The sequence below is a fragment of the Myroides sp. LoEW2-1 genome (genome assembly GCF_009767705.1).
Classification (GTDB): Bacteria; Bacteroidota; Bacteroidia; order Flavobacteriales; family Flavobacteriaceae; genus Flavobacterium; species Flavobacterium album_A.
Genome location: NZ_WSPP01000017.1, coordinates 47,689 through 73,116 on the forward strand (window position 1 = coordinate 47,689; position 25,428 = coordinate 73,116).

At 35.1% G+C, this 25,428-nt stretch carries 23 protein-coding genes; 19 read left to right on the forward strand and 4 right to left on the reverse strand.

The features are described 5' to 3' along the window. The first annotated feature begins 5 nt into the window (after positions 1–5). The 7 genes from GOQ24_RS01725 to GOQ24_RS01755 all read left to right on the forward strand — a co-directional run bounded on the left by GOQ24_RS01725 (position 6) and on the right by GOQ24_RS01755 (position 7,472). Positions 6–524, forward strand: coding sequence for an adenine phosphoribosyltransferase (locus GOQ24_RS01725; RefSeq protein ID WP_155090636.1), 519 nt, complete (start codon positions 6–8; stop codon positions 522–524). A 1,162-nt stretch (positions 525–1,686) separates the two neighbouring features. Beyond that, positions 1,687–2,535 (forward strand): YicC/YloC family endoribonuclease, encoded by an 849-nt coding sequence (locus GOQ24_RS01730; RefSeq protein ID WP_155090846.1) that lies wholly within the window; start codon positions 1,687–1,689, stop codon positions 2,533–2,535. A gap of 28 nt (positions 2,536–2,563) precedes the next feature. Then, positions 2,564–3,133 carry a guanylate kinase gene (gene gmk, locus GOQ24_RS01735; protein WP_155090637.1) on the forward strand — a complete coding sequence of 190 codons (570 nt, stop codon included), beginning with the start codon at positions 2,564–2,566 and terminating at the stop codon, positions 3,131–3,133. 12 nt (positions 3,134–3,145) lie between these two features. Continuing rightward, entirely contained in the window at positions 3,146–3,733 is a 588-nt protein-coding gene (gene nadD, locus GOQ24_RS01740; RefSeq protein WP_155090638.1) for a nicotinate (nicotinamide) nucleotide adenylyltransferase, read from the forward strand. 87 nt (positions 3,734–3,820) lie between these two features. Next, a complete protein-coding gene (locus GOQ24_RS01745; protein ID WP_155090639.1) occupies positions 3,821–4,981 on the forward strand; it encodes an iron-containing alcohol dehydrogenase in 1,161 nt (386 codons plus the stop codon). A gap of 307 nt (positions 4,982–5,288) precedes the next feature. Further along, the gene (locus tag GOQ24_RS01750; protein WP_155090640.1) at positions 5,289–6,284 is read left to right on the forward strand and encodes an NAD(P)H-dependent glycerol-3-phosphate dehydrogenase; all 996 of its coding nucleotides are present in this window, start codon (positions 5,289–5,291) and stop codon (positions 6,282–6,284) included. A gap of 201 nt (positions 6,285–6,485) precedes the next feature. Continuing rightward, on the forward strand, positions 6,486–7,472 hold the full coding sequence (locus tag GOQ24_RS01755; protein WP_155090641.1) for a TerC/Alx family metal homeostasis membrane protein: 987 nt from the start codon (positions 6,486–6,488) through the stop codon (positions 7,470–7,472). Positions 7,473–7,525: 53 nt separating this feature from the next. Here GOQ24_RS01755 and GOQ24_RS01760 read toward each other — a convergent pair whose 3' ends face one another. From GOQ24_RS01760 to GOQ24_RS01770, 3 genes are all read right to left on the reverse strand, one after another. Beyond that, positions 7,526–9,223, reverse strand: coding sequence for a glycoside hydrolase family 32 protein (locus tag GOQ24_RS01760; protein WP_155090642.1), 1,698 nt, complete (start codon positions 9,221–9,223; stop codon positions 7,526–7,528). A 213-nt stretch (positions 9,224–9,436) separates the two neighbouring features. Further along, positions 9,437–9,862, reverse strand: a complete 426-nt coding sequence (locus GOQ24_RS01765; protein WP_155090643.1) for a c-type cytochrome — start codon at positions 9,860–9,862, stop codon at positions 9,437–9,439. Between the two features lie 101 nt (positions 9,863–9,963). After that, a complete protein-coding gene (locus GOQ24_RS01770) occupies positions 9,964–10,368 on the reverse strand; it encodes a hypothetical protein (RefSeq protein ID WP_155090644.1) in 405 nt (134 codons plus the stop codon). 1,003 nt (positions 10,369–11,371) lie between these two features. On the opposite strand from GOQ24_RS01770, the gene GOQ24_RS01775 reads away from it, so the two are divergent. From GOQ24_RS01775 to GOQ24_RS01825, 11 genes are all read left to right on the forward strand, one after another. After that, positions 11,372–14,035 (forward strand): tetratricopeptide repeat protein, encoded by a 2,664-nt coding sequence (locus GOQ24_RS01775; protein WP_160338991.1) that lies wholly within the window; start codon positions 11,372–11,374, stop codon positions 14,033–14,035. 32 nt (positions 14,036–14,067) lie between these two features. Next, positions 14,068–14,508, forward strand: coding sequence for a polymer-forming cytoskeletal protein (locus GOQ24_RS01780; RefSeq protein ID WP_155090645.1), 441 nt, complete (start codon positions 14,068–14,070; stop codon positions 14,506–14,508). 18 nt (positions 14,509–14,526) lie between these two features. After that, complete coding sequence (locus tag GOQ24_RS01785) at positions 14,527–14,754, forward strand: AtpZ/AtpI family protein (RefSeq protein WP_258204679.1); 228 nt, start codon at positions 14,527–14,529, stop codon at positions 14,752–14,754. A 2-nt stretch (positions 14,755–14,756) separates the two neighbouring features. Further along, positions 14,757–15,167 carry a hypothetical protein gene (locus GOQ24_RS01790; RefSeq protein ID WP_155090646.1) on the forward strand — a complete coding sequence of 137 codons (411 nt, stop codon included), beginning with the start codon at positions 14,757–14,759 and terminating at the stop codon, positions 15,165–15,167. A 93-nt stretch (positions 15,168–15,260) separates the two neighbouring features. After that, positions 15,261–16,439: a F0F1 ATP synthase subunit A gene (gene atpB / locus GOQ24_RS01795; RefSeq protein ID WP_155090647.1), complete on the forward strand. Its 1,179-nt coding sequence runs from the start codon at positions 15,261–15,263 to the stop codon at positions 16,437–16,439. A gap of 56 nt (positions 16,440–16,495) precedes the next feature. After that, the gene (gene atpE / locus GOQ24_RS01800) at positions 16,496–16,690 is read left to right on the forward strand and encodes an ATP synthase F0 subunit C (RefSeq protein ID WP_155034838.1); all 195 of its coding nucleotides are present in this window, start codon (positions 16,496–16,498) and stop codon (positions 16,688–16,690) included. Between the two features lie 95 nt (positions 16,691–16,785). Next, on the forward strand, positions 16,786–17,286 hold the full coding sequence (locus GOQ24_RS01805) for a F0F1 ATP synthase subunit B (protein ID WP_155090648.1): 501 nt from the start codon (positions 16,786–16,788) through the stop codon (positions 17,284–17,286). Between the two features lie 10 nt (positions 17,287–17,296). Next, the gene (atpH, locus tag GOQ24_RS01810) at positions 17,297–17,833 is read left to right on the forward strand and encodes an ATP synthase F1 subunit delta (protein ID WP_155090649.1); all 537 of its coding nucleotides are present in this window, start codon (positions 17,297–17,299) and stop codon (positions 17,831–17,833) included. A 41-nt stretch (positions 17,834–17,874) separates the two neighbouring features. Then, the gene (atpA, locus tag GOQ24_RS01815; protein WP_155090650.1) at positions 17,875–19,449 is read left to right on the forward strand and encodes a F0F1 ATP synthase subunit alpha; all 1,575 of its coding nucleotides are present in this window, start codon (positions 17,875–17,877) and stop codon (positions 19,447–19,449) included. Between the two features lie 66 nt (positions 19,450–19,515). After that, positions 19,516–20,376, forward strand: coding sequence for an ATP synthase F1 subunit gamma (gene atpG / locus GOQ24_RS01820; RefSeq protein WP_160338992.1), 861 nt, complete (start codon positions 19,516–19,518; stop codon positions 20,374–20,376). A gap of 125 nt (positions 20,377–20,501) precedes the next feature. Further along, positions 20,502–21,269 carry a 5'-methylthioadenosine/adenosylhomocysteine nucleosidase gene (locus GOQ24_RS01825; protein WP_155090652.1) on the forward strand — a complete coding sequence of 256 codons (768 nt, stop codon included), beginning with the start codon at positions 20,502–20,504 and terminating at the stop codon, positions 21,267–21,269. 95 nt (positions 21,270–21,364) lie between these two features. Here GOQ24_RS01825 and GOQ24_RS01830 read toward each other — a convergent pair whose 3' ends face one another. Further along, positions 21,365–22,435: an endonuclease/exonuclease/phosphatase family protein gene (locus GOQ24_RS01830; RefSeq protein WP_155090653.1), complete on the reverse strand. Its 1,071-nt coding sequence runs from the start codon at positions 22,433–22,435 to the stop codon at positions 21,365–21,367. 130 nt (positions 22,436–22,565) lie between these two features. Here GOQ24_RS01830 and GOQ24_RS01835 point away from each other — a divergent pair, with 130 nt between their 5' ends. Beyond that, the gene (locus GOQ24_RS01835) at positions 22,566–25,415 is read left to right on the forward strand and encodes a carboxypeptidase-like regulatory domain-containing protein (protein ID WP_155090654.1); all 2,850 of its coding nucleotides are present in this window, start codon (positions 22,566–22,568) and stop codon (positions 25,413–25,415) included. Positions 25,416–25,428: the final 13 nt, after the last annotated feature.

The following is a 25,428-nucleotide window of genomic DNA, read 5'->3' on the forward strand; positions in this document are numbered from 1 at the left end:
ATAAAATGGCTTTTAATATTAAAGATTATATTAGAGATGTTCAAGACTTTCCGAAGGAGGGTGTTGGTTTTAAAGATATTACACCACTGTTGAACAATCACGATGCGATGATGTCAACTGTAAAGGAGTTAATTACACTTCTGGGAGATAAAAAAGTAGATAGAGTAGTTGGAATGGAAAGTAGAGGCTTTTTCTTCGGTACTCTCTTAGCTGCCGAATTAGGTGTTGGTTTTGTACCTGTTCGCAAGCCTGGTAAACTGCCTTTTGACAAGATCTCTCAAGAGTATGCGTTAGAGTATGGTACAGATATGTTAGAAATGCATGCAGATGCTATTAAACCAGGAGAGTTAGTTCTAATTCACGATGATGTTTTAGCAACTGGAGGGACTGCAGAAGCAGTTTGTAAACTTGTTGAACGCCTTGGTGGTAAAATTGTACAATTGAACTTCCTGATGGAGTTGTCTTTCCTTCATGGACGAGAGAAATTAAAAGGTTATGATGTACAAAGTATCGTAAGCTACTAAATTCACGATATATTTATGATTTAACCCTATACAGGATTCTATAAGTAGAATCTTGTATAGGGTTTTTTGCTTTAATACACATTGATCGATAGTGTTTTTAAGCTGAAGTAGATTACGCTCTTGTTCAATGTTGAACGGGAATAGAGAACAACAATAGCTTTCCCCAATCTTTTACCACCCTGATAGGCGAACGCAATAGAAATGAAAAGCATTTAGTTCAACAGCTTTTTATAAATGTAGAGTGGTACAATAAGCGAATAGTAGGTTGACTAAGAAAACTATTATTTAGGCGGTTTTATCAATAAAAACAGTGAATCGGCTTGAACGAGGAGGGGCGGTTGTGTCCGGAATTATCTAATCAACTATGAGGTTAAGTGATTTAAAAACAACTGATACCAAGTAGCTAATAAGACCCTATAAGACTTTAAAGCATAGGATAGTTTCGTTAAGAGATAATCTCCAGTACTACTGTTGTTATCTTGATATTTGCCCTTTCGAAAAAAAAATATGTGACCAAATGTGAAACATGTTGTCTAAAGTACGAATACGAAAGGGAGAAATTGCTATGAAAACCTTTTCGAATTTCACATAAAGTGTTTTTTAAGGTGTATTAAGTTGGTAAAGAATTTGGTAAGTTGAGTTTGATTTAGGGGTAAAGCAAATAATCAACTTACATAATGTTACCATGAGTGTCAAAGTTGTTTAGTGACACATTAAGTTATGATTGTTTTGGTTTGCATTAAACAATTACTTCGGTAGGTTTAATGTAAAAGATCAAAAAGGCTATCTATTTATAGATGGCCTTTTTTGATTTTGGGATTTTGCTGTAGATAATCGTTTATTCAAAGTAGAGTTTGGTGTAAGTCTCCTTTTGATTAATAATAATTATTCGAATACTCGTTTATTTACTAAAATTACACCATTTGTTTGTTTTTGATTTTCAGCAGCGCCGTTATCTCTTAAAAGAGGGTAACTCTTAGATGTAATTTCCACTAAAGTTGCACACTTTCATATTTACCTCAAATGGGTTAATGATTCTTGGGTGTTTTGCGTGAAACGTTGGGAAGAATATGGTAAATAGTAATTTACTACATTATTAAGTGGTTAAATTGAGTTTTTTAGTACCTTTGTGCCTATTATTTTTTAGTATATGATACATTCGATGACAGGGTTTGGTAAAGCTTGTATGCAGTTACCTCACAAGAAAATCACAGTTGAAGTTAAATCTTTGAATAGTAAGAATTTAGATTTAAATGTTCGCTTACCATTAACTTATAGAGAAAAGGAATTACCCCTGCGCAATGTAATTGCTCAAGAACTTGAAAGAGGTAAAGTTGACTTTTCATTGTACTGTGAGATTACAGCAGAAGAAACATCTAATAAAATTAATGGACCTATCGTTGTAGCATATATAAATCAAATGAAGGAGATCATTCCTCAGGCAGATGAGACTGAATTGATGAAGATGGCAGTTCGTATGCCAGACGCTTTGAAAGTTGAGCGTTTGGAATTAGATGAGAGCGAATGGTTAGAGATTGAAAAGGTAATAGCAGAAGCAATCAAGAATATCAACGAGTTTAGACGAAGTGAAGGAAGTACACTTGAGAAAGATTTTCGCCTGAGAGTAGCTAATATCCGCTTCTATATGGATGAAATAACTAAACTGGATGCTGAACGTATTTTGACTGTAAAAGAAAGACTTAGAAATAACCTTGATGAACTTCAAGTTACTGTTGATGAAAATCGATTTGAACAAGAGGTTATTTACTATTTAGAGAAACTTGATATCAATGAAGAGAAAGTAAGATTAGCACAACACTTAGATTACTTTATTGAAACATTGGAAGGCAAAGAAGCTAATGGACGTAAATTAGGTTTTATTGCTCAAGAGATGGGAAGAGAGATAAATACAATGGGATCTAAATCTAACCATGCTGATATGCAGAAGTATGTTGTGAAGATGAAAGACGAATTAGAAAAAATAAAAGAACAAGTTTTAAACGTTCTATAATCCAAATATATACAGCAGCAGTTTTATTATGAAGAAAGGTAAACTGATTGTTTTTTCGGCCCCTTCTGGATCTGGAAAAACAACAATTGTAAAGCATTTACTTGAACAAAAAGAATTGAATTTAGAGTTTTCTATTTCTTGTACCTCTCGAGCGCCGAGAGGTGAGGAAGTAAATGGAAAAGACTACTACTTTATCTCCTTAGAAGATTTTAAAAAGCATATAAAGGCGGAAGACTTTTTAGAATGGGAAGAAGTTTATAGAGATAATTTCTATGGAACTCTAAAATCTGAAGTGGAGCGTATTTGGGCAGAAGGGAAGAATGTGATTTTTGACATAGATGTTGCCGGAGGATTGAGAATTAAGAAGAAGTTTCCAGAAGAGACATTGGCAGTTTTTGTGAAGCCACCAAGTATTGATGAGCTTAAGATTCGCTTGAAAAAGCGCTCTACTGAAAGTGAAGATAAAATCAATATGCGCATTGCTAAAGCTTCAGTTGAGTTAGCTACAGCTCCGCAGTTTGACATGATTATTAAGAATTACGATTTAGATACAGCAAAAGAAGAAGCATCTAATTTAGTTAGAGAATTTATTAAATAAGAGGTAGTTAAAATGAAGGTTGGATTGTATTTTGGAACATTTAATCCTATTCACATAGGTCATTTAGTTATTGCCAATCACTTAGTGCAATTTACAGATATAGATGAAGTTTGGATGGTGGTTACTCCTCACAGCCCTTTGAAGAAGAAAAAAGGTCTTTTAGAGGATTTTCACAGAATACACATGGTGAATTTAGCAACTGCAGATTATGATCATATAAAGCCTTCCGATATTGAGTTTAATCTTCCGCAACCGAATTATACTGTGAATACTATGGCTCATCTGCATGAGCGATACCCTAAGTATGAATTCGCTTTGATAATGGGACAGGATAATCTGGATAGTTTTACGAAATGGAAAAACTATGAGGTGTTGTTAGCAGAGTATTCTATTTACGTTTACCCTCGTATTTTTTCTGGTAAACAAGATGATAATCCTCTCTTAGCGCATGCCAATGTACACTTGGTTGAGAATGCCCCTATTATGGAGATTTCAGCTACATTTATTAGAGATGCGATCAAAGAAGGGAAGAATATTAAACCCTTGTTAGATAAAGAAGTGTGGAAGTATATCGATCACAATCTGTTTTTTAAGAAGTAGAATAATTGTAATATATACATATAAAGAGGAGTGCTACGGCATTCCTTTTTTTAATTTTAGAAGTGAAATAAATAAACAAAAGATGTTATGTTGAATTTTGAATTATATAATCCCACAAGATTGCTATATGGAAAAGGTCAAATAGCTTCCATTGGTCAATTGATCTTACCCAACAGTAAAATTCTACTGGCTTATGGAGGAGGTAGTATCTTTAAAAATGGGGTATACAACCAGGTTACGGAAGCTCTGAAGGACTTCGAAGTAATCGAGTTTGGCGGAATAGAACCTAACCCACATTATGAAACTTTGGTGAAGGCCGTTGAATTAATCAAGAAGAATAAGATTGACTTTATCCTTGGTGTAGGTGGAGGTAGTGTTATTGATGGAGTGAAGTTTATCTCCGCTGCTGTTCATTATGAAGGGGATAGCAAGGAGATTATATTAAATAAAATGAATGTAAATTGGCAAACAGTACCCTACGGAGCAGTCTTGACTCTACCCGCAACGGGAAGTGAAATGAATAACGGAGCAGTCGTGACAATTGCAGAGTCAAACGACAAGTTATCGTTTTCTGGTGAGCCTCTATATCCATTGTTTTCTATCTGTGATCCTACTGTTGTAAGCTCACTACCGCAAAGGCAGATTGCCAACGGTTTGGCTGATTCTTTTGTACACGTATTAGAACAATATATTACTTACCCTCAGAATGCTCCCTTACAAGATCGCTTTGCAGAATCTATACTCTCAGTTATTCTTGAAGTCGCTCCCGCTATCTTATCGGACCCTGCGGATTACGATGCTGCGACTACTTATATGTGGGCATGTACTATGGCTCTAAATGGATTGATAGCTATGGGTGTCAAAGAAGATTGGGTAACCCATGCGATTGGCCATGAACTAACTGCTCTTTATGGTATTGATCACGGGCGTACATTAGCGATAATAGGACCTAATTTGTATCAGGTTATGTTTGATACCAAGAAAGAGAAATTAGCGCAATTAGGGAGACGTGTGTTTTCTATTTCTGAAGGTTCTGAGGAAGAAATTGCCAAGAAAGCTATAGAGGCGTTAGTAGCATTCTTTCATTCTTTAGAGATTAAGACGAAGCTTTCTGACTATACAGCCGATTACCTTCAAACAAGCGATATTATTGTCAATCGATTTCGCTCCAGAGGATGGTTAGCGATGGGAGAACAAAAAAATATAACACTGGATAAAATAAAAGAGATAGTAGAGTTAAGCTATTAAATTAATAACTAACTTTTTTAGCAATTTTGGTTAGGTATCTTTATAAGATACGATGTAAATATTCTCTTATCTATCATTTGTGAATTAATTAGGTATAAATATGTTAACCTTTATTTTGTTTTATATTAATCGTATCACTCCAATTAATCGTTTTTTTATGATTATGGTTTACAATTAATGATTAATATAGTCTTATTGGTATTTTTTCTGTGAAATATCTTAGTGCTGTTAAAAAGAATGGAGTTATTACTATCATTGTTTGCAATAAGTTTTTTATTTACTTTTGGCATAGATATAATCTAAAATTATGAGTGATTATCCAAAGTTTGCGGTAATTGGTGGTGGAAGTTGGGCAACCGCTATTGTAAAAATGCTAAGTGAGAATCTTCCGAAGATTGCTTGGTATATGAGAAATGATACGGCCTTAGAAGAAATCAAGGTTAATTTTCATAATCCAAATTACCTAAGTTCTGTAGAGTTTGACGTCGATCAGCTTTATTTAACTAATGATATTAACAAAGCAATCTCTTATGCTGATTATGTGATTTTTGCTATTCCGTCTGCTTTTTTGAGTAAGGAAATGGAGAAGTTGTATGTCAGCTTGGAGGGGAAAGTTATTATTTCGGCTATTAAAGGTATTATACCTGAAACAAGCCTTATCGTAGGAGAGCATTTTCACACTGTTTATGGGATTCCTTATGATAATATTGCCGTGATTACGGGACCTTGTCATGCGGAAGAAGTTGCCTTAGAGCGTCTTTCTTATTTAACTTTAGCTTGTCGCAATGAGGAGCATGCAAAGACGGTCGCTGATTGCTTGAGTAGTCACTATATTAAAGTAAAAGAGACTGATGATATTGTAGGGACTGAGTATGCAGCTGTATTAAAGAATATTTATGCCATTGCTTGTGGTATGGCTCATGGTCTTGGTTATGGTGATAACTTCCAAGCCTTGTTGATGAGTAATGCTATTCGCGAAATGAAGAAGTTCATTAAGAAGGTGCATCGAATGAAGAGAAATATCAATAACTCTGCCTATCTGGGAGATTTATTAGTGACAGGGTATTCCTTATTCTCCCGAAACCGAATGTTCGGTAATATGATAGGAAAAGGGTATACGGTAAAATCAGCGCAAATGGAGATGAGTATGATTGCGGAAGGGTATTATGCCGCTAAAAGTGCTTATGAGTTAAACCAAAAGTACGGTGCCAAAACGCCAATTATCAATGCTGTATACGATATTCTATACAATGGTAAGGATCCGAAGAAGACGTTTAGAAAGCTTACCGAAAAATTAGATTAATTTTTTCTGTTTATTTACGTTATTTGATAAATAGATTCAAAATAAGGCATAACCCTCTGTATTACAGGGGGTTATTTTTATTTTATTTGTTTTCGTATATTTGCTATTTAGAATGTATTGTGTTGTATTTCAGTTGATTACTTTAGTTTCTCTTGGGGGAAATTTTTATATTTAGTTTTGACCCTGTAAAAAAAAAATAGAATGGATCATTTAATTAATCACCCTGGTTTACTTGCAGGGTTTGGAATTGTTGTTTTAGTAATGCTGTTGTTGGACTTAGGTGTTTTCAACCGTCATAGCCATACTGTTTCTACGAAAGAGGCCTTGATATGGACTGTGGTTTGGATTGGTCTGGCGATGTGTTTTAGTGGGGTTATATACTATTACATGGATTTCGAGAACTTTGCGCGTTTCCAATCAGCTTATTGGATTGAGAAGGCGTTGTCAGTCGATAACCTCTTTGTTTTTATTCTTGTGTTTACCTTCTTTAAGGTACCCAAGGAACTACATCACCGCGTATTGTTTTGGGGAATAATTGGTGCATTAGTATTTAGAGCTATATTTATTTTTGCAGGGGTTGAGATCATTAACCATACCTATTTACCGGAAATGGAGCTATTTGGTAGAAATGTTGAGATCAATATTGTTTTGACAATTTTTGGTATCTTCTTATTGATTTCAGGTATAAAATCTTGGTTTGCTAAGGATGATCACAGTGATGAACAAGACCTTTCAAAAAACTTTGCAGTGCGTATGGTACACAAGTTTTTTAAAGTGAGTAATGAGTATGACGGAGAGAAATTTTTTACGGTTAAGAACGGGGTTAAAATGGTTACTCCTCTATTCGTAGCATTAATGGTGATTGAGTTTACAGATGTGATTTTTGCAGTAGACAGTATTCCAGCTATTTTTGCTATTGCTCCAGATGACCCTTTCATCTTATATACTTCTAATATTTTTGCTATTCTTGGTTTGAGATCGCTGTATTTCTTACTTGCTAATTTCATGGACAGATTCTCTAAACTGAAATATGGTTTAGCTATTATATTGTCTTTTATTGGTATAAAAATGATTATCTCTCCTTTCTATCACGTTGATTCTATGATTTCATTATCAGTGATTGGTGGAGTTTTAATATTATCAGTAGTAGCTTCTTTTTTATTTCCTCCAAAAAAAGACGCACTATAAGTTATAGTTTATAAAGTTCAAAAGGCTGTCGTTGAAAAACGACAGCCTTTTTGTTATAGGTCAAGTTGGTATATGTTGAACTTTGATATATCTACAGAGCCTTCCTCGACCGATAAGGTCAATTGGTTGTAGGGCTCTGTTGGGAATATTAGATTGGTCATCGTCACTTTTCCTTTGTTTATAAATAGTTCAGTGGAACACTTGTCTACGATTAATCTTGTCTTGTATTTTTTGATTTCGTATAAAGGGCCTTTTATTTTCTTTGAAGTAAATTTTGAGTCAAAGTCAATTTGTCCACTTCGATTTCTATTCATATAGATTTTATCTTTCTTAAAGTGATAGGTATAGGAAATTTCTTCGTTTTCACTATTCGATAAGGTTAAGGTAAAAGATTTCGTACTGACGTCAATGATGTCAAAATCGAGTACAATTTCGAAGGCGCCATTGTTGTTTTCTAACATGGATTTGATTGTTGTTGTCTTGTCGAGTAATCTTGACGGATAACTTTGTTTTTCTACTCTGTGTTGCTTTGTCTCTTTAATTGGAAAACTCGCGACAATAAATTGCTTTTGCACTTTTGTCAATTCTAAAATGCGCGGTAATGTCATCGCATTCTGAAAAGTTGTTGTAGGTGTTTTGTGTGCGTATTGAAGGTTGTTCATCCAGGCTATCCATAGCGTTTTTCCTTTTGGGTGGTTACTGTTAGTCGTTCCCGCATAACAATCGCGGCCAAAGTCGAGTATTTTGACTTCATTGTCTTCATCTGCTTTGAATACGCTACCATCGAAGTCCCCAACTTGATATAGCGTAAAGGCTTTAAATTTCGATTTTTGTGCATTTGTACTATGCATTAGAATCCATTTGGTTTGACTTCCATATTGTAGAGGGAATAAGTCTGGACTGTGCCAGTGATCACTTGGGATGGTATAGGGATATTTGAATACACTTGTTTCTTGCCATTCGAGTAAATTTGCTGAATTGTATATGGCGATTGAATGTCCCATAGTTATTAGCATTACCCAATTTTGAGTTTGCACGTGATAGAAAACTTTAGGAGAACTGAGCTCCTGGCCATTTTTACTTGTTACGATGGGATTGTTATCAAATTGTGTGAAGTTTCCATCAGTATCTAATTTATAGGCTAAGTAAAGCTTGTGGTTTTTATGGGGATACTTATAGAAAGCAAAAGTGGTCTGTTTTCCAAGATTGGAGGTATTAAGTTTGTCAATGACTATGTAGTCTACATTTTTGTTGTGTAGATGATGATATTCGCTGTTGTTGGTTGCCATTTGCCATTGCATTAGATTTTTGGATAGGACTGTCGTCCAATGTGCATGCTGTTGGTCTGTATGGTGTAAGTTGTTGAGAAAGTGAAGTTGATAATGCTGATTGCTATAGCTAAAGGCAAAGGGAAAATCCATCCAACCCCAGGGAGCAGTTAAGTGAAGTAAAGGCCTGTGTTTTTCGAATATTTGTAAGGGAAGATCCTCTTGTTGTGCAATATGGAGCTCGCTAAGTTTTATTTTATTTTCTGAACCAATTTTTAGTTTCAAGGTTTGCCCCTTGAATTGGCTTACTTGTATAGGGTGATAGTATTGTGCCTTGCCTGAGGTAATCTTTGCTGTAAAGCTTAAAGAAGTAGCTTTATTAGGACTGATAAACTCAACTTTGGATTCAGGTTCTCCATTGCAAAAAGGAAGTAAAATAAAATTTGAAGTGATGTCAATAAGCGACTTTTGATTGTACTTCATAAGTTATAGTGATTTAAGGTTTTACTTTTTGTATTCTATCTATTGTTGTGTAAAGTAAAATTACCTTTAAATTGAAAAACTCAATATTATTATAGTATTAAATATTCGTTTGAAATTCAATGATTTATATAGTGAAGAAATCAAATATTCACATTTTAGTTTGTATAGAATTAAGCGGGGGATACATACTTGTATCCCCCGTTTTAAATTCTATTATTTCTTTAGATCTTTTGATGGTTGTGGTGATCCTCTATGGCACATCGCACAACTAACAACATCTATTTTTTCTGGCTCTGCAGCATTTTGCCAATTGAAATTTTCCGCATTAATCTTGCGAGTCATTACAATCATATGACGTGTAAATTCTTTCTCTTTTTTGCTGTCATCAGCAAAGTCTAATTTGTCGCTACCTTCAATTTGAGCGTGACAATAACTACACTTTACACCTAAAGCTTCGTTATAGCCTTTCATCAAGCCTTTCAAACTATCATTAGAAATATCCGCTGGCAATACTTTTAAGTTTTTCCATTCAGATTGTTCTTTTGTTGATTCTGTAATCGTTGTTTTATTATTAAATGCTAATAATATTGTCGCTCCAACGATAACCAATCCTAATCCAAGTAAGTTTTTAATTTTCATAAGTGATTCTTTTTTGAGTAAAAGCAAGTTAATCAAAGAATCATTTGGATTGAATATAAATAATGTGCTTGTATGTGGTTGAAAATTAGTTTATTGCGATTTTATAAGAAAACCCCATTTTTGTTGTCAAATGGCAATTTTTTTAATTCTATTCCTTCGATTGTATTTGCCTGTAGGGTATAATTTTTATCATAAAGCTTGCCACCTTGAAAGAATGTCAACATAAATGTATTGTCTAATTGAAAGATGTTCTCATCAAGTAGTTCAACTTTTAGCGCTTGTTTTGGACCTAATTTTTGAAAGGCATGTCTAAATAGACTGGATGCTCTCTTCTCTCCATTGAGTTCTCCTTGCGCTTGTGAGACAATCATGATTGCTTCAATATCTTCTGCTGTATTGTTATATAAGTAGACGTACCAGCAGTCAGCAAGAAAATTGTCATTGTACTCTTTTACAATTGCTATCTCTACATTTTTTACTTCTGGAATTTCAATGTCTTTTTTCATTGTCAACAAATTTAGGTTGCAAAGATAAAAACTTATTGATGTTTCATTTATAAAATATTTGCGACCCATAGGGGCAACTGTGATTTCTGTATTTGTTTTCGCGGTTGGTATTTTTGTTGTGTTCGTTTGATTTTATCGCTGGCTTGTTCGTGGAGTGCTAATAATAGGTAGCAGTCATTTTGTCTATTAGTCTACTTACTTATCTTGAATTGTTTGATGCTCTTGCTCATTTAATCCTGTTTTGCTATTTGGCATATTACCACCGCAGAACTATACAGTTGCTTTTTGCTTTTATTGATTTCTTCTTTGCCACCTTCCACTTATGATTGTTGAGAGTTAAGTATCGTTTATGACACAGTGAGGTGTTTGCTACTTCGCGTTTTCTTTTGCTTTAGAGGATATGTCTCGTCCTAATATAGCTGTACAGTTATTGTTTATAATTCTGCTTTTAACTGTACTCTTGTTTTTACATTCTGATATTGTTTTAGCGGTAAGCCTGAATTGATGTGTTTGGATGAGTCATTTGCTGATCCCAGCCCTACTACTTAAATTCGCTTAAGTGAGTTAATCAAAAGCAAGGTGATAGACAAGGAGATGGCTCTTGCCGTGTCAAGTCACGATTTACAGTATATTGTGGATATCTCCAATTGCGGAGAGTAGAATGGATGGAGAAAGGCAAAGTAATTGAGAATGCAACAAGTGGGAACCACGTTTTTTGCGTGTTATTGATGTACTTTAATAAATGCGTTGAATCCTTTATTTTACACTTAATAATTGGAACAATGTAGACCAATTCGTTCTTGAATTGTCTTTTTGGGCATTTTGGGTTACACAGTGGTGACTATATTTTTTTGAAGTAATTAAATACGCGTTATTTTAATCAAGGAAAAAATAGTTACTTTGTTAGAAGTTTAAAATTTTAATAAAAAAGAAGTAATCATTATTTTTGTGAGTAAGGATACTAAAAGTATATTAAAATAGTTTAGATGATAAATGAGTTAAGGTGAAAAGTTTAGGAAGTTACAGTTTATTATTAATCTTCAGTGTTTTGTTCATTGTCAGTTGTTCTGTGAAGCAGGATCGACTGATTAATCGCGGATATCACGCGATGACTACGCGTTATAATATTCTGTATAATGGTGATATGGCTTACGATGAGGCGTTGATCGCTCTCAAAGAGGGCTATTATGACAACTTCTGGGAGATTCTTCCTGTTGAGCGCATCGAGATAAAAGTTGACCCAGAAAAGGAGTTTAAGATTAGTGAACCGATAAAAAGTAAACCAGGGTCAATATTAGATAACCTTTCCATTGAAGGAGAGAACAAGGAAGGTGGGTTAGATGGAGGTACTGGATTTGAACGAGCAGAGAATAAAGCTACAAAAGCTATTCAAAAGCACTCAATGTACATTCAAGGTAGAGAGCGAAACTGGCAGATGGATGAGGCTTATTTACTCTTGGGAAAGGCGCGTTATTACGACGGGAGATTCATACCTGCCTTAGAGTCGTTTAACTATATTTTGTACAAATACCCTGATAGCGATAAGATTGACGAAGCAAAGGTATGGCGTGAAAAGTCAAATCTTAGACTTTCTTATGATGATATAGCGATAAAGAACTTGAAAGAGTTTATACACATCCGAAAAGGAAAAATGAAGAAGCAAACGGAGGCTGACGCCAACGCTATTCTTGCACAAGGGTATATCAATATCGAAAAATTTGAGGAGGCAATCGCTCCGATGAAGAATGCTTTGGAGTTAACGCAATCTAAAGAAGAAAGAGCAAGGTATTCTTTTATCTTAGGACAATTGAATGCAAGAGTAGGAAAAAAAGCGGAAGCATTTCACTACTTCGAATCTGTCGTGAAGATGAAGCGCAAAGGACCGAAATCGTATTATATTCACTCGTATAGTCAAATGGCTGAATTAGGTGTGCGCAAAGCTTCTGATTCTACTGCTTTCCTAAAATTGTACAGAAAGTTGTTGAAGGATAGAGAGAACCGCCCGTATTACGATGTACTAAATCGTCAAGTAGGTTTGTTTTACAATGGGGTTGGCAAAACGGATTTGGCTTTGAACTACTTGAAAAAGGCAGTAAAAGAAAGCAAAGGAGATGAGCAATTAAAGGCGTACAACTATTTGAGTATTGCCGATATCTATTTCAATAGTGCTGGATATGCGGAAGCGGGATCATATTATGATAGTGCACTTAGTATCTTGCCTGAGAAGTTTAAAGAACGATATCGCTTAACGAAAAGACGCGATGCACTGAAAGAGGTTGTGAAATACGAGCAAATTGCACATAAGAACGATAGTATTCTCAACCTTGTGGCGATGACTGCTGATCAACAGATTGCTTATTTTACCAAATATGTAGAGGACTTGAGAAGAGAAGATTTTAGAAAGTTGCAAGCCAACCTAAAAGGTAAAAATAGAGATTCAAATGTAGATTATTTTAATATGGCCAATTTTGGAGAGGCTGTAGGTTCCTTTATGGAATCAAATAGTCTACCACAGGGAATGGGCAATTCTACTTTCTACTTTTATTCTCAACAGGCTTCAGCTTATGGTAAACAGGATTTTAAGCGAAAATGGGGAAATCGTCCATTAGTTGATAATTGGAGATGGTCTTCAGCATTGAATAATAGCCATAGGGAAGTAGGACAAACAGAGAACTCTGAGGGGAAATCAAAAGGAAATACCGTTGGTTCTCCTCCCGACAACAGGTATAATGTGGATCATTACATCGGACAGATTCCAAAAGATTCTTTAGAGATTGGCAAGCTTCGCGTTGATCGTGATTTTGCTTATTTTCAGTTAGGGTCAATGTACAGCGAACAGTTTAAGAAATACAAGTTAGCTGCTGAGCGATTTGAAAAATTATTAGCTTTTGTACCTGCGCCTGCAAATCGACTTATTTTGCCAAGTATGTATAAGTTGTATAAGATATACTTAGAGATTGACAATGATAAGGCGATGGCTATGAAAGCGTATATCATCCGTAATTATCCAAACTCGCGTTATGCAAAATTACTGCAGAATGTCAAAATGAGCGAGATCGATGACTTATCACCCGAACAGTTGTTTACGAAAGTGTATCGTGTCTACGCAAGTGGAGATATTGAAAAAGCATACAAGGAAGTAGATTTTGTATTAGAGAATTACGATAATGACTATATTAGTAAATTCGAATTGTTAAAAGCGAGAATCATTGCTCGAAAAGAGGGAATTAATGCTTATAAAGAGGCGCTCAATTTCATTGCTATGACCTATAGCTCTACAAAAGAAGGTAAAGAAGCTGAGGAAATACTAAACAATGAGGTAGTCAGCTTGGAAGCACGAGAGTTTACAAATAACAATAGTGCTGATAGTTGGAAGGTAGCCGTGTGGGTCTCTGATAGGGATGCGGGACAAGTGGGAGATTTACGTAGAAAAATGGCTGATTTCGGTGCAATTAATGAGCAAATCGGAATTAAGTTTTCGGAAGATTACTATTTGACAAGCGAAAAAATATTAGTTTTACATGGGTTTAGAAGTAAAGAAGATGCTGAAAAAGTGATAGATAGGTTGGGAATACTTGCTTATCCTGTGGAAACGAATGACTATGTTATTATTCAGATTAAAAAGAATTGGAAAGAGTTTATTGATAAGTTCTTTCCTCCACAATAGTTAAGTAAAAAAAGGTTGAAAAAAAATAGATTATGTTTAAAAATTCAAAAAAAGAGTCTTCTGTAGATTTGTTAGGAAAAACGAATAGAATAGTTGAAGCAACTATTATTAGAGGAGATATTGAAGCAGTCTCTGATCTTCGCATCGATGGAGAATTGAAGGGAAATTTACTTGTAAAAGGAAGAGTTGTTGTAGGACCACAGGCTAAGGTGGTTGGAAACATCGACTGTGAGAATGCCGATATTGAAGGAACTGTTGAAGGTATTATTCGCGTGAACGATCTGCTTACAGTGAAAACAAATGCGAATATCAAAGGAGAATTAATAGTGGGGAGATTATCTGTTGAACCTGGAGGAAATATAGAGGTTACTTGCCAAATGCTTGGGCAGTCAGGTAAGGATTCTAAATCCAATGGCAAACAAGAGAAAGCTGAAAAAACGGAGAAATTAGAAGCTGTTGAAAAGAAGGGATAATAGTAAGAAATTGATATTTTGAATAAACAAAAGCCAAATGATAAGGGACCTAATAAGTGGCTAACTTTAATTACGATGCCGTTTCAAATGGGGATTACTATTTATTTGGCTCATTTGTTAGGAGATTGGTTAGATGGTAAATACGATTTTAACAATGGTATTGCAAATAAAACTTGTACATTATTGGGAGTAGGATTAGCTTTGTACCAAGTTATTAGACAAGTACATCAAATTAATCAAAAGTAAAGATGGATAGACAGACACTTGGTGTTGGATTGAAAGCGCTCGGATTTTTAGCAATCTGCTTTTTAGCGCATTATGCGATTATTTCTTTTACGGATTTGGGAAATTCACTTCCTGTATTAGGATATAGTTTATTTGGATTTTATGGATTAGGATTGATTTTTACGATTGTTATATTTGCAGCAATGGTAGGGATTAAAAATAGCCTGCCAAATAACTTGGGCTTTGTCTTTTTGGGCTTCATAACGCTTAGGCTTGTCGTTAGTTATCTTTTTGCTAAGGCAGGTTTAGACAGTGAAAATGTCGATCTGGGATTCAAAGTAAATTTTCTTGTATCTGTTCTGGTTTTTCTTGGGGTAGATGCATATTTGAGCTATTTCGTTTTGAATAAGAATAGTAGCGCAGAAAAAAGTTAACAAAAAAAGTTTCGCATAAAGGTATGATTATATAAGATTTATTGTACTTTTGCACAAAATTTTAAGAACCATAAATATTCAAGAAGTTAAGGTATGGTGACTCTGAAGAAATCACTGAATTTATTAGCAGCTGTAATTTTTACAGCATCGTCTGTATTTTCGTATGCACAAACTAATGCTCAAAGTAATGAAGGAAACCTTTCAAAAGCTGAGCAGTCAATTGAGGAAACACTTGAAGCTGTAGAGGATACAGAGCATGTTGTGGCTGAAAAAACTCAAAAGGAGAAAGTTCAAGACCACATCACGCATCACTTAGCAGATGATTATTCATTTGTGTTTTTCTCAGATGAGGCGACTGGTAAAAATTACGGATTTCCGTTACCAGTAATTTTAATAGACAACGGCCTTAAAGTATTTATGTCTTCTGAATTCGACTACGGTAAGAAATTAGTTGAAAAAGATGGACAAACGTATAAATTGTACCACAGCAAAATCTATAAGACTGACGCTGAGGGAACAATTAACTATGATGACAAGCATTTTGTAACTAATGAAAAACCTTTGGATTTTTCAATTACAAAAAATGTTGCGTCATTGATGTTTACTACTATTTTAATCATCATCATGTTTACAGGTTTGGCTAAAACGTATAAAAACGGGCCAAATAACTTGCCAAAAGGCTTTTCGAGAGCTTTAGAGCCAATGGTGCTTTATGTGCGTGATGAAATGGCAATTCCAAACATTGGAAAAGATAAGTATAAGAAGTTTATGCCTTATCTGTTGTCAGTTTTCTTTTTGATTTTCTTATTAAACGTATTGGGGTTAACTCCACTTGGATTTAACGTAACAGGAAGCATATCGGTAACTGCTTGTTTAGCATTGTTTACTTTTTTCTTTGTTCACTTTTCTGCAAACAAAGATTATTGGAAACACATGTTGTGGATGCCTGGTGTTCCAGTACCAATGAAAATAATGTTAGCGCCAATTGAGATTTTAGGAGCTTTAATTAAGCCTTTCTCATTGATGGTTCGTCTTTTTGCTAATATTACAGCAGGTCACTCTGTAGTATTTGGGTTAATTGCTATCATCTTCGTAATGCAACAAGAGTTGACTACAGGTGGAGCTACAGCAGTAGGGTTTTTACTTTCTACTTTCTTAGTATTCTTAGAGATATTAGTTGCTTTCTTACAAGCGTTCATCTTTACGATGTTATCTTCTCTATTTATCGGAATGGCTGTTGCTGAGCACGATCACGAAGAAGCTCATCATTAATAGTATTAAATCAAGAATCAATTTAAAATTTGTTTAATTAATATAAATCAATCACTATGGAATTACCAAACATTATTGGTGCAGGTTTAATCGTAATCGGAGCTGGTTACGGTTTAGGAAAAATCGGATCTTCTGCAATGGACGCTATTGCTCGTCAACCAGAAGCTGCTGGAAAAATCCAAACTGCGATGATTATTATTGGTGCATTATTGGAAGGTTTAGCATTCGGTGCTTTAATCTTAGGTAAATAATCCAAGAAAACAAAAAGAGGTTTATCTGTGACGGTTGGTCATAGGTAAACCTCTTAATTAAACAAAATAGGCATTAAAAAGTATAATTTTAGATAATGGAGAAGTTAATTAACGATTTCAGTTTTGGATTATTTTTCTGGCAATTTATCATCTTATTAGTGGTGGTATTTGTTTTAGGGAAATTTGCATGGAAGCCAATTGTAAATGCTTTAGAAGCTCGTGAGGCGGGTATTACTGACGCATTAGCAGCAGCTGAGAATGCAAAAAGAGAAATGGCTAATTTAAAAGCTGATAATGAGAAATTATTAGCTGAGGCTCGTGCTGAGCGCGATGCTTTACTTAAAGAAGCTAGAGAAATTAAAGAGCAAATGATTGCTGATGCAAAAGTTGAGGCAGAAGCTCATGGAGAGAAATTAATTGCACAAGCGAAAGCTGTTATCGAAAGCGAAAAAGCGGCTGCAGTAATCGATCTTAAAAATCAAGTATCTTCAATTTCAATTGAAATCGCTGAAAGATTATTAAAAGATCAATTGGCTAACAAAGAGGCTCAATCTAAATTGGTTGAGAAGATGTTAGACGAAGTAAAATTAAATTAATAAAGTCATTATGATAAGCACTAGAGCAGCTGCAAGATATGCTAAAGCAATGCTTGAGATTTCCATTGAAAAAGGAAATACTGATGCTGTTAATAATGATATGATCTTTATTTCTCAATCAGTATCTCAAAGCAGTGAATTGAAAACGTTTCTTTTAAATCCTATCGTTAAGGATGATATTAAACTTAACGCGTTAGTAGAAGTTTTTGCTTCTGTTAGTGAGGGAACGAAAGAGTTGTTTAAATTGTTAAGTACAAACAGTAGATTTGAGATTCTTGAGGGTATTGCTTCTGAGTTTCAAAAGCAATATGAGATTTTCAAGGGAATCGAGAGAGTAATTGTTACTACTGCAATTCCTATGGACGCAACGTTAGAAGCTAAGGTGATTGACAAAGTCAAAACTCTTGCTCCTAATAAAGAAATTATTATTTCTAATATTGTTAACCCTGATATCTTAGGTGGTTTTATCCTTAGAATGGGAGATAGACAATTCAATGCGTCTTTAGCTAATCAATTACAAGTTTTAAAAAGAGAATTAACTAATTAAAAAATCACCGCACGAATTTTCGTGTATAAACATAGACAAAAATGGCGGAAATTAAACCAGCTGAAATATCAGCGATTTTAAAGAAACAGTTATCTGGATTTAGCTCTGAAGCTTCATTAGAAGAAGTGGGAACTATACTAGAAGTAGGAGATGGTGTTGCTCGTGTGTACGGGTTGACAAATGCTGAATATGGAGAGTTAGTTGTTTTAGACAACGGATTAGAGGCAATGGTACAAAACCTTGAAGAAGACAATGTAGGTATTGTATTATTAGGTTCAGCTGTTGGAGTTAAAGAAGGAGCTACAGTGAAGAGAACTGGGCGTATTGCTTCTTTAAAAGTTGGAGAAAAAATGGTAGGACGTGTTGTAAATACATTAGGTCTGCCAATCGATGGAAAAGGTCCTATTGAAGGTGATTTATTTGAAATGCCATTAGAGCGTAAAGCTCCTGGTGTTATCTACCGTCAGCCAGTTACTGAGCCATTGCAAACAGGTATTAAATCAGTAGATGCGATGATTCCTATCGGACGTGGACAACGTGAGTTAGTTATCGGTGACCGTCAAACTGGAAAAACTACGGTTTGTATTGATACGATTTTGAATCAAAAAGAGTTTTACGATGCTGGGCAACCAGTTTACTGTATCTACGTTGCAATTGGACAAAAAGCTTCAACTGTAGCAGGTATCGCTAAAACTTTACAAGATAAAGGAGCTATGGATTATTCTATTATCGTAGCTGCTAACGCTTCTGACCCAGCTCCAATGCAAGTTTATGCTGCTATGGCTGGTGCTGCAATCGGAGAGTACTTCCGTGATACAGGACGTCCTGCTTTGATTATCTATGATGACTTGTCTAAACAAGCTGTTGCTTACCGTGAGATGTCATTAATTTTACGTCGTCCACCAGGACGTGAGGCGTACCCTGGAGACGTTTTCTATTTACACTCAAGATTATTAGAACGTGCTGCTCGTGTTATTGGTGATGATGATATCGCTAAAAACATGAACGACTTACCTGAGTCTTTGAGACCATTCGTAAAAGGTGGTGGTTCTTTAACTGCTTTACCTATTATTGAAACTCAAGCGGGTGACGTTTCTGCATATATTCCAACTAACGTAATTTCGATTACTGATGGACAGATTTTCTTAGAGTCTGATTTGTTTAACTCGGGTGTACGTCCTGCTATTAACGTGGGTATTTCTGTATCTCGTGTTGGGGGATCTGCTCAGATTAAATCAATGAAGAAAGTGGCTGGTACTTTAAAACTTGACCAAGCGCAATTCCGCGAATTAGAGGCTTTTGCTAAGTTTGGTTCTGATTTAGATGCTGCGACTATGAACGTTATTTCTAAAGGTCAACGCAACGTTGAAATTTTGAAACAAGCTGTTAACGATCCATATAAAGTTGAAGATCAAGTTGCAATTATCTACGCTGGATCTAAAAACTTATTGAGAAACGTACCTGTGGAGAAAGTGAAAGAATTCGAAAGAGAATATCTTGATGCTCTTAACTCTCGTCACAAGGATACATTGAATCAATTAAAAGCAGGTAAATTCACTGATGAGTTAACTGCTGTATTAGAGAAAGTAGCGAAAGAAGTAGCTGCAAAATATTAAGAATTAGATTTAGGTTGGAAAGGTGCTTTTGGCTCCTTTCCATTCTAAGGTAATATATATAACAAAATGGCAAACCTTAAAGAAATACGTAATAGGATTTCATCAATCGGTTCAACTATGCAGATTACTTCTGCAATGAAGATGGTTTCTGCAGCTAAGCTTAAAAAAGCAACAGATACTATTATGGCGATGCGTCCATATTCAGAAAAGTTGACTGAATTGATACAAAATATTAGCGCTACCTTAGAAGGAGATAACGCTGGAATATATTCTCAAACAAGAGAGGTTAAGAATGTATTATTTGTAGCGGTTACTTCTAATAGAGGTTTATGTGGTGGGTTTAATGCTAATATTATTAAACAAATTAATCACTTAAGCCAAAATGAATTTAAGGGAACTAATATTGATCTTTTAACAATTGGTAAGAAAGGGTTTGATGTATTGCGCAAGCAATTTAACGTGACAGAAAATCGCAGTAATTTATACGATGATTTAAGTTTCGATAATTCTGCTGTAATTGCTCAACAGTTAATGGATGCTTTTGTAGAAGAGAAATATGATTCTATTCAAATCGTATATAATCAATTTAAAAATGCTGCAACGCAAATAGTTGTTACTGAGCAATTCTTGCCATTATTGCCAATTGAAACTGATAGCAATGCTTCATCTGATTATATCTATGAGCCTTCTAAACCTGAGATTATTGAGACATTGATTCCTTTGTCATTGAAAACTCAATTGTTTAAGGCTGTAGCTGATTCAGTAGCATCAGAACACGGTGCGCGTATGACGGCTATGCACAAAGCAACTGACAATGCGAAAGATCTTAGAGATCAGTTAACGCTTAGCTATAATAAAGCTCGTCAGGCTGCTATTACAAATGAAATTTTAGAGATTGTTGGTGGTGCGGAAGCATTGAACAAATAATCGAAATAAATTAATTATACTTTTTATATAAAAGAGCTATCTGTTTACAGATAGCTCTTTTGTTTTTTAGTACCCTATAGTATTTTGTTACTTTTGTAACTTTGAACGTAATTAAATTGTAAAGCATGAATGCATCTAATGTAATTGGTATTCTTGGAGCTATCCCTCAAGAGATTAACGGTATTATTAATTCTTTGACTTCCGTGAAGGAGACTGTTATCAGTAATCGCAGTTATTATGAAGGTTTTCTCGGGGAGCAAAAGGTTGTTGTGGTCTATTCGCGTATCGGTAAGGTTGCAGCTGCCGCTACCGTGGCTACTTTGTTGCTCAAGTTTGACGTTTGTAAAGTTGTGTTTATTGGTGTTGCTGGAGGTATTGGTACAGATGTCTGTGTTGGAGATGTGGTAGTGGCAAAAGATTTGATTCAATACGATATGGATGCTTCTCCTTTGCGACCAAAATTTGAAGTTCCTTTGATCGGTAAAAGCTATTTTAATTCAGATCAAGAATTATCAATAGCTATTATGGATCGAATTAAAGCTATTTTAAGCCCTGATAATCTAAATGAGTTAATCGATAGTGATGATTTAAAAAAGTTTAAAATAAAAGCTCCTAAAGTTCTTTTTGGTACTATTGCAAGTGGTGATCAGTTTGTTTCTACTAACGAACAACGCAGTAGACTGCTTGCTGAGTTGCCAAATGCTTTATGTGTGGAAATGGAAGGGGCTGCAGTTGCTCAAGTATGCTTTGAGTTTGGTATTCCTTGTGTGGTAATTCGAACAATATCTGATAATGCTAACCACGAGGCAAGTTTTAGTTTTCAATCTTTTGTGGAAGAGGTTTCGATCGTGTATGGTCGAGAGATCTTAAAAACAATTATTGAATTAATGTAAAGCCAATGTTAATTATTGTTTTCACTGCAAAAACAAACCCCCATAGCTCTAAAAGTGCTATGGGGGTTTGTTATATCATTGAGTTAATCTAACGATTATTTAACTTCTCTAATTAAGTATACATAAACTGGAAAGTGGTCACTAAATCCTGGGATTCCATTTGTGTTTCTAAGTGGATAACCTTTGTATTGACCAGTGCTTTGAATCATAAAAGGTTTTTTAAAGATTTTAGCTTTCCAAAAACGCCAAGAATCATATTCTTCTCTTACATATGGTTCAGTCAATACCATTTGATCAAATACGTCCCACGCATCTCTATATGCTAATGTTCCTAATCCATCTTTAGCCATCTTTTCCATTGGATTATATACTCCACCAGCTTTTACATTAGATTTTTTAGCTTCAGTTTTTAATACTTTTTTCATACTGTTGTTGTATGGTCCGTCGTTCATATCACCCATAGTGATGATTTTAGCGTCCGGATTGATAGCTCTCAGTGAGTCCATGATCTTCACGTTTAAAGCAGCAGCAGCCTCTCTTAATGGGCTACTTCTCTTTTCACCACCTACTCTTGAAGGCCAGTGGTTAACGATAAAGTGAACTTCTTCACCATCTAATAAACCAGTTACCAATAATTGGTCACGTGTATACACACGTACACCTTTTTCTCCTGTGTATTTGTCTACTTTGGTCATGTCGTAGATCATCGTAGGGATAGCTTTAGAGCTTGTAGGAGTGAAGTGATTTTTTTGGTAAAGTAAACCAACGTCTATACCGCGTTTGTCAGGAGAATCATAATGAACAATTCCATAATTACCTGGTAGTAGTTGTGGTTCTTTTACAAGGTCTTCCAGTACAGCTCTGTTCTCAACCTCTGCAACACCAATAACAGCTGGCATTTTTGGGTTTTCGTCTGTACCGATGATAGACATAACTCTTGCTAAGTTGTGTAGTTTTTGCTTGTACTTAGCTGAAGTCCAAGATTGAGCACCTGTAGGCGTCCATTCTTCATCATAGATTTTCGGATCACGAATCGTGTCGAATAAGTTTTCACAATTGTAAAAAGCAATTGTTTGAATTTCGTATTTCTTTTCTTGAGCTTGTACACCAAAAGAGATGAAAAGCACGAAAAAAAATAGATTTCGGATGCTTAGTTTTGTAGCCATATTAAATTTTAGTAAAGTTTGACTTAATTCCTACAACAAAAGTAGTTAATATTATTTTAATAGCATACCTTTGTAAGAGAAATAAGCGTAAAGCTTTTTTTTAACATAGCACTTTAATCATTTTTAATTTATGAAGAAACTTTTATTTAGTTTGTTCCTTGTTTTGCAGGTAGTTGTGAGCTACGCACAAGGAGTTCAAGAAATTAAAGGGAAAGTTGTAGATGCTAAATCTTTAACACCAATTAACGCGGTGTTGACGAGAATTGACGCTACAAATATTTCCACTTTGACAGACAATGAAGGAGTCTTTTTCTTAGGTGATGTAAAGGCTGGAGATTATCAAATTATTGTATCTTATGTAGGGTATGGTACAAAGAGATTTCCAGTAACAATCGACAATCAAGATGTCGATTTAGGTACCATCTACCTTGAAGAAGATTTAGCTTCATCACAACAAATGGGTTTAATCACTCTTACAGAAAACGACTTAGGAGATGATGACTCAGGTTCAGAAACTTCCTCAAGTTTATTGCAAGCCACAAAAGATCCTTTCCAACAAGCAGCAGCTTTTAACTGGGGATCTGCGTTTTACCGCATTCGTGGTTTAGACAATGAATATGGGAAAACATTGTTGAACGGTATCGTAATGAACAAAATCTACGACGGTCGTCCTCAATGGGGTAACTGGGGTGGTCTTAATGATGCGACTAGAAACCAAGAATACTCTTCTGGTACTACACCATCTGACTACACTTTCGGCGGAGTTTTAGGAACTCAAGCCATTTCTACAAGAGCTTCACACATTCGTAAAGGAGCTAAAGTTGGTATTTCTGGTTCAGATACAAACTACAACTGGAGACCTTATGCAATTTATTCTTCTGGTATGAATAGTGAAGGTTGGGCTTATGTGATCTCTATGTCTTATCGTGGAGCTAACGAAGGACGTTGGGAAGGTACGAACTACCATGCACCATCTTTCTTTGCTGCAGTTGAGAAAAAATTCAACGACAACCACAGCTTAAACTTCACAGCAATTTATGCTAAAAACAAAAGAGCGAAAAACTCTCCTGTAACTGATGAGCAAGTTGCTCTTAAAGGTTATAAATACAACTCTTACTGGGGTTACCAAGGTGGAGACAAGAGAAACTCTCGATATAAAGATGTATCAGAGCCTATCTTTATGTTAACACACTATTGGAAAATGAGTGAGAAAAGTAATTTGACTACTACTTTAGGTTACCAATTCGGACATATTGCTAATAGCCGTTTCGGATATCAAGATAACTTAAACCCAGATCCAACTTACTACCGTAACATGCCAAGTTATGCTCTAAACAACAGTAATAGAGATACGATGGAATGGTTGCCGTTGACTGACTTAGCAAACGAAAAAGCAGATGCTTTTAGAAATGACGGTCAAGTTGATTGGAAAGAAATTTATACCATTAACTCTTTAGGAGTGAATGGGCAAAGTAAAATTATCCTTTACGAGGATAGACAAGAGGATCAAACATTCCACTTTAATACTAGCTTTAAAACACAAGTAACTGATAATATTACTTTTGACGCTGGTTTAAACTATAGAAGATTAGTTTCTAAAAACTTTAAAAAGTTAACTGACTTATTAGGTGGAACTTTCTATAATGATATTGATACTTATCAAAAAGGTTTAGCTCGCTATAATGACCTAAACAAAATTGAAAGAAACGATAAAGGACAAATAGTTTTAGATGAGCAAGGAAATATTCCTGCAGGTCGTCACTATGTTGGAGAGAAAGACAAATTCGGTTATAACTATAAAATGTTTGCTGATGTTGTTGACGTATTCTCTCAATTCGCTTTCGACTATGATAAGTTTGACATCTATGTAGGACAAAAAATTAGCTATACAAGATACCAAAGAGAAGGACTTTTCAGAAATGGTGTTTATGCTAATGACTCTTACGGAAAAAGTGGTGCAATAGACTTCAATAACTTTGGATTCAAAGGAGGGGCTACTTACCACATTACAGGTCGTCATGCCTTAAATATGAATGTTGCTTACTACAACCAAGCACCTTCAATTAGAAATACATTTGCTAACGTACGTGTGAATAACTTAATCACTAAAGATATTACAAATGAGGATATCTTCAGTATTGATGGTAGTTATATCGTTAGAACTCCAAAATTCAAAGGTAGAATCTCTGGGTACTTAAGTGAAATCAAAAACAGTACGCAAATGAATTTCTACTACGCTGATGGTACTGGTATCGTTGGTTCGGATGGAGAATTATTAAATAGTACTACTGGTGGTGCTTTCGTTTCTGAAACTTTAACAGGAGTGAATAAACGTAACATAGGACTTGAATTGGGAGCTGAGTACCAATTAACTCAAACTGTTAAAGCTACTGCAGCTGTTGCTCTTGGTCAGTCTTTCTACACAAACAATCCAAATATTAGACTTAACTCTGATAATGCAGGTAGATCTTTTGACTATGGTCAAGCATACTTGAAAAACATCAGAAACGGTAACGGTCCACAAACTGCTTTATCTTTAGGATTAGAGTATAGAGATCCAAGTTATTGGTGGGTTGGTGCAAACGTGAACTATATGGATAATGCATATACAAATGTATCTGCTATTAGAAGAACGGATAACTTCGTTAAAGACCCTCTTAACCCAGGTCAATTGTTGCCAGGTGTTAATGAGCAAGATGTTCGTAGAGCATTGAAACAAGAAAAATTAAATGATTTTACTTTAGTTAATATTACTGGAGGTAAATCATGGAGATTACCTAATAGAAATATTATCGGATTCTTCGCAAGTATTAATAACGTTTTTAATAAAACTTATAAAACTGGTGGATTCGAACAAGCTAGAAATGGTAACTACAAACAAGAAGTGTTAAATAACCAAAGTGGTGTTAACACATTTGCAAACAAATATTGGTATGGTTACGGACGTAACTTCTTTGTAAATGTTTATTACAACTTCTAAAAAGATTAAATTC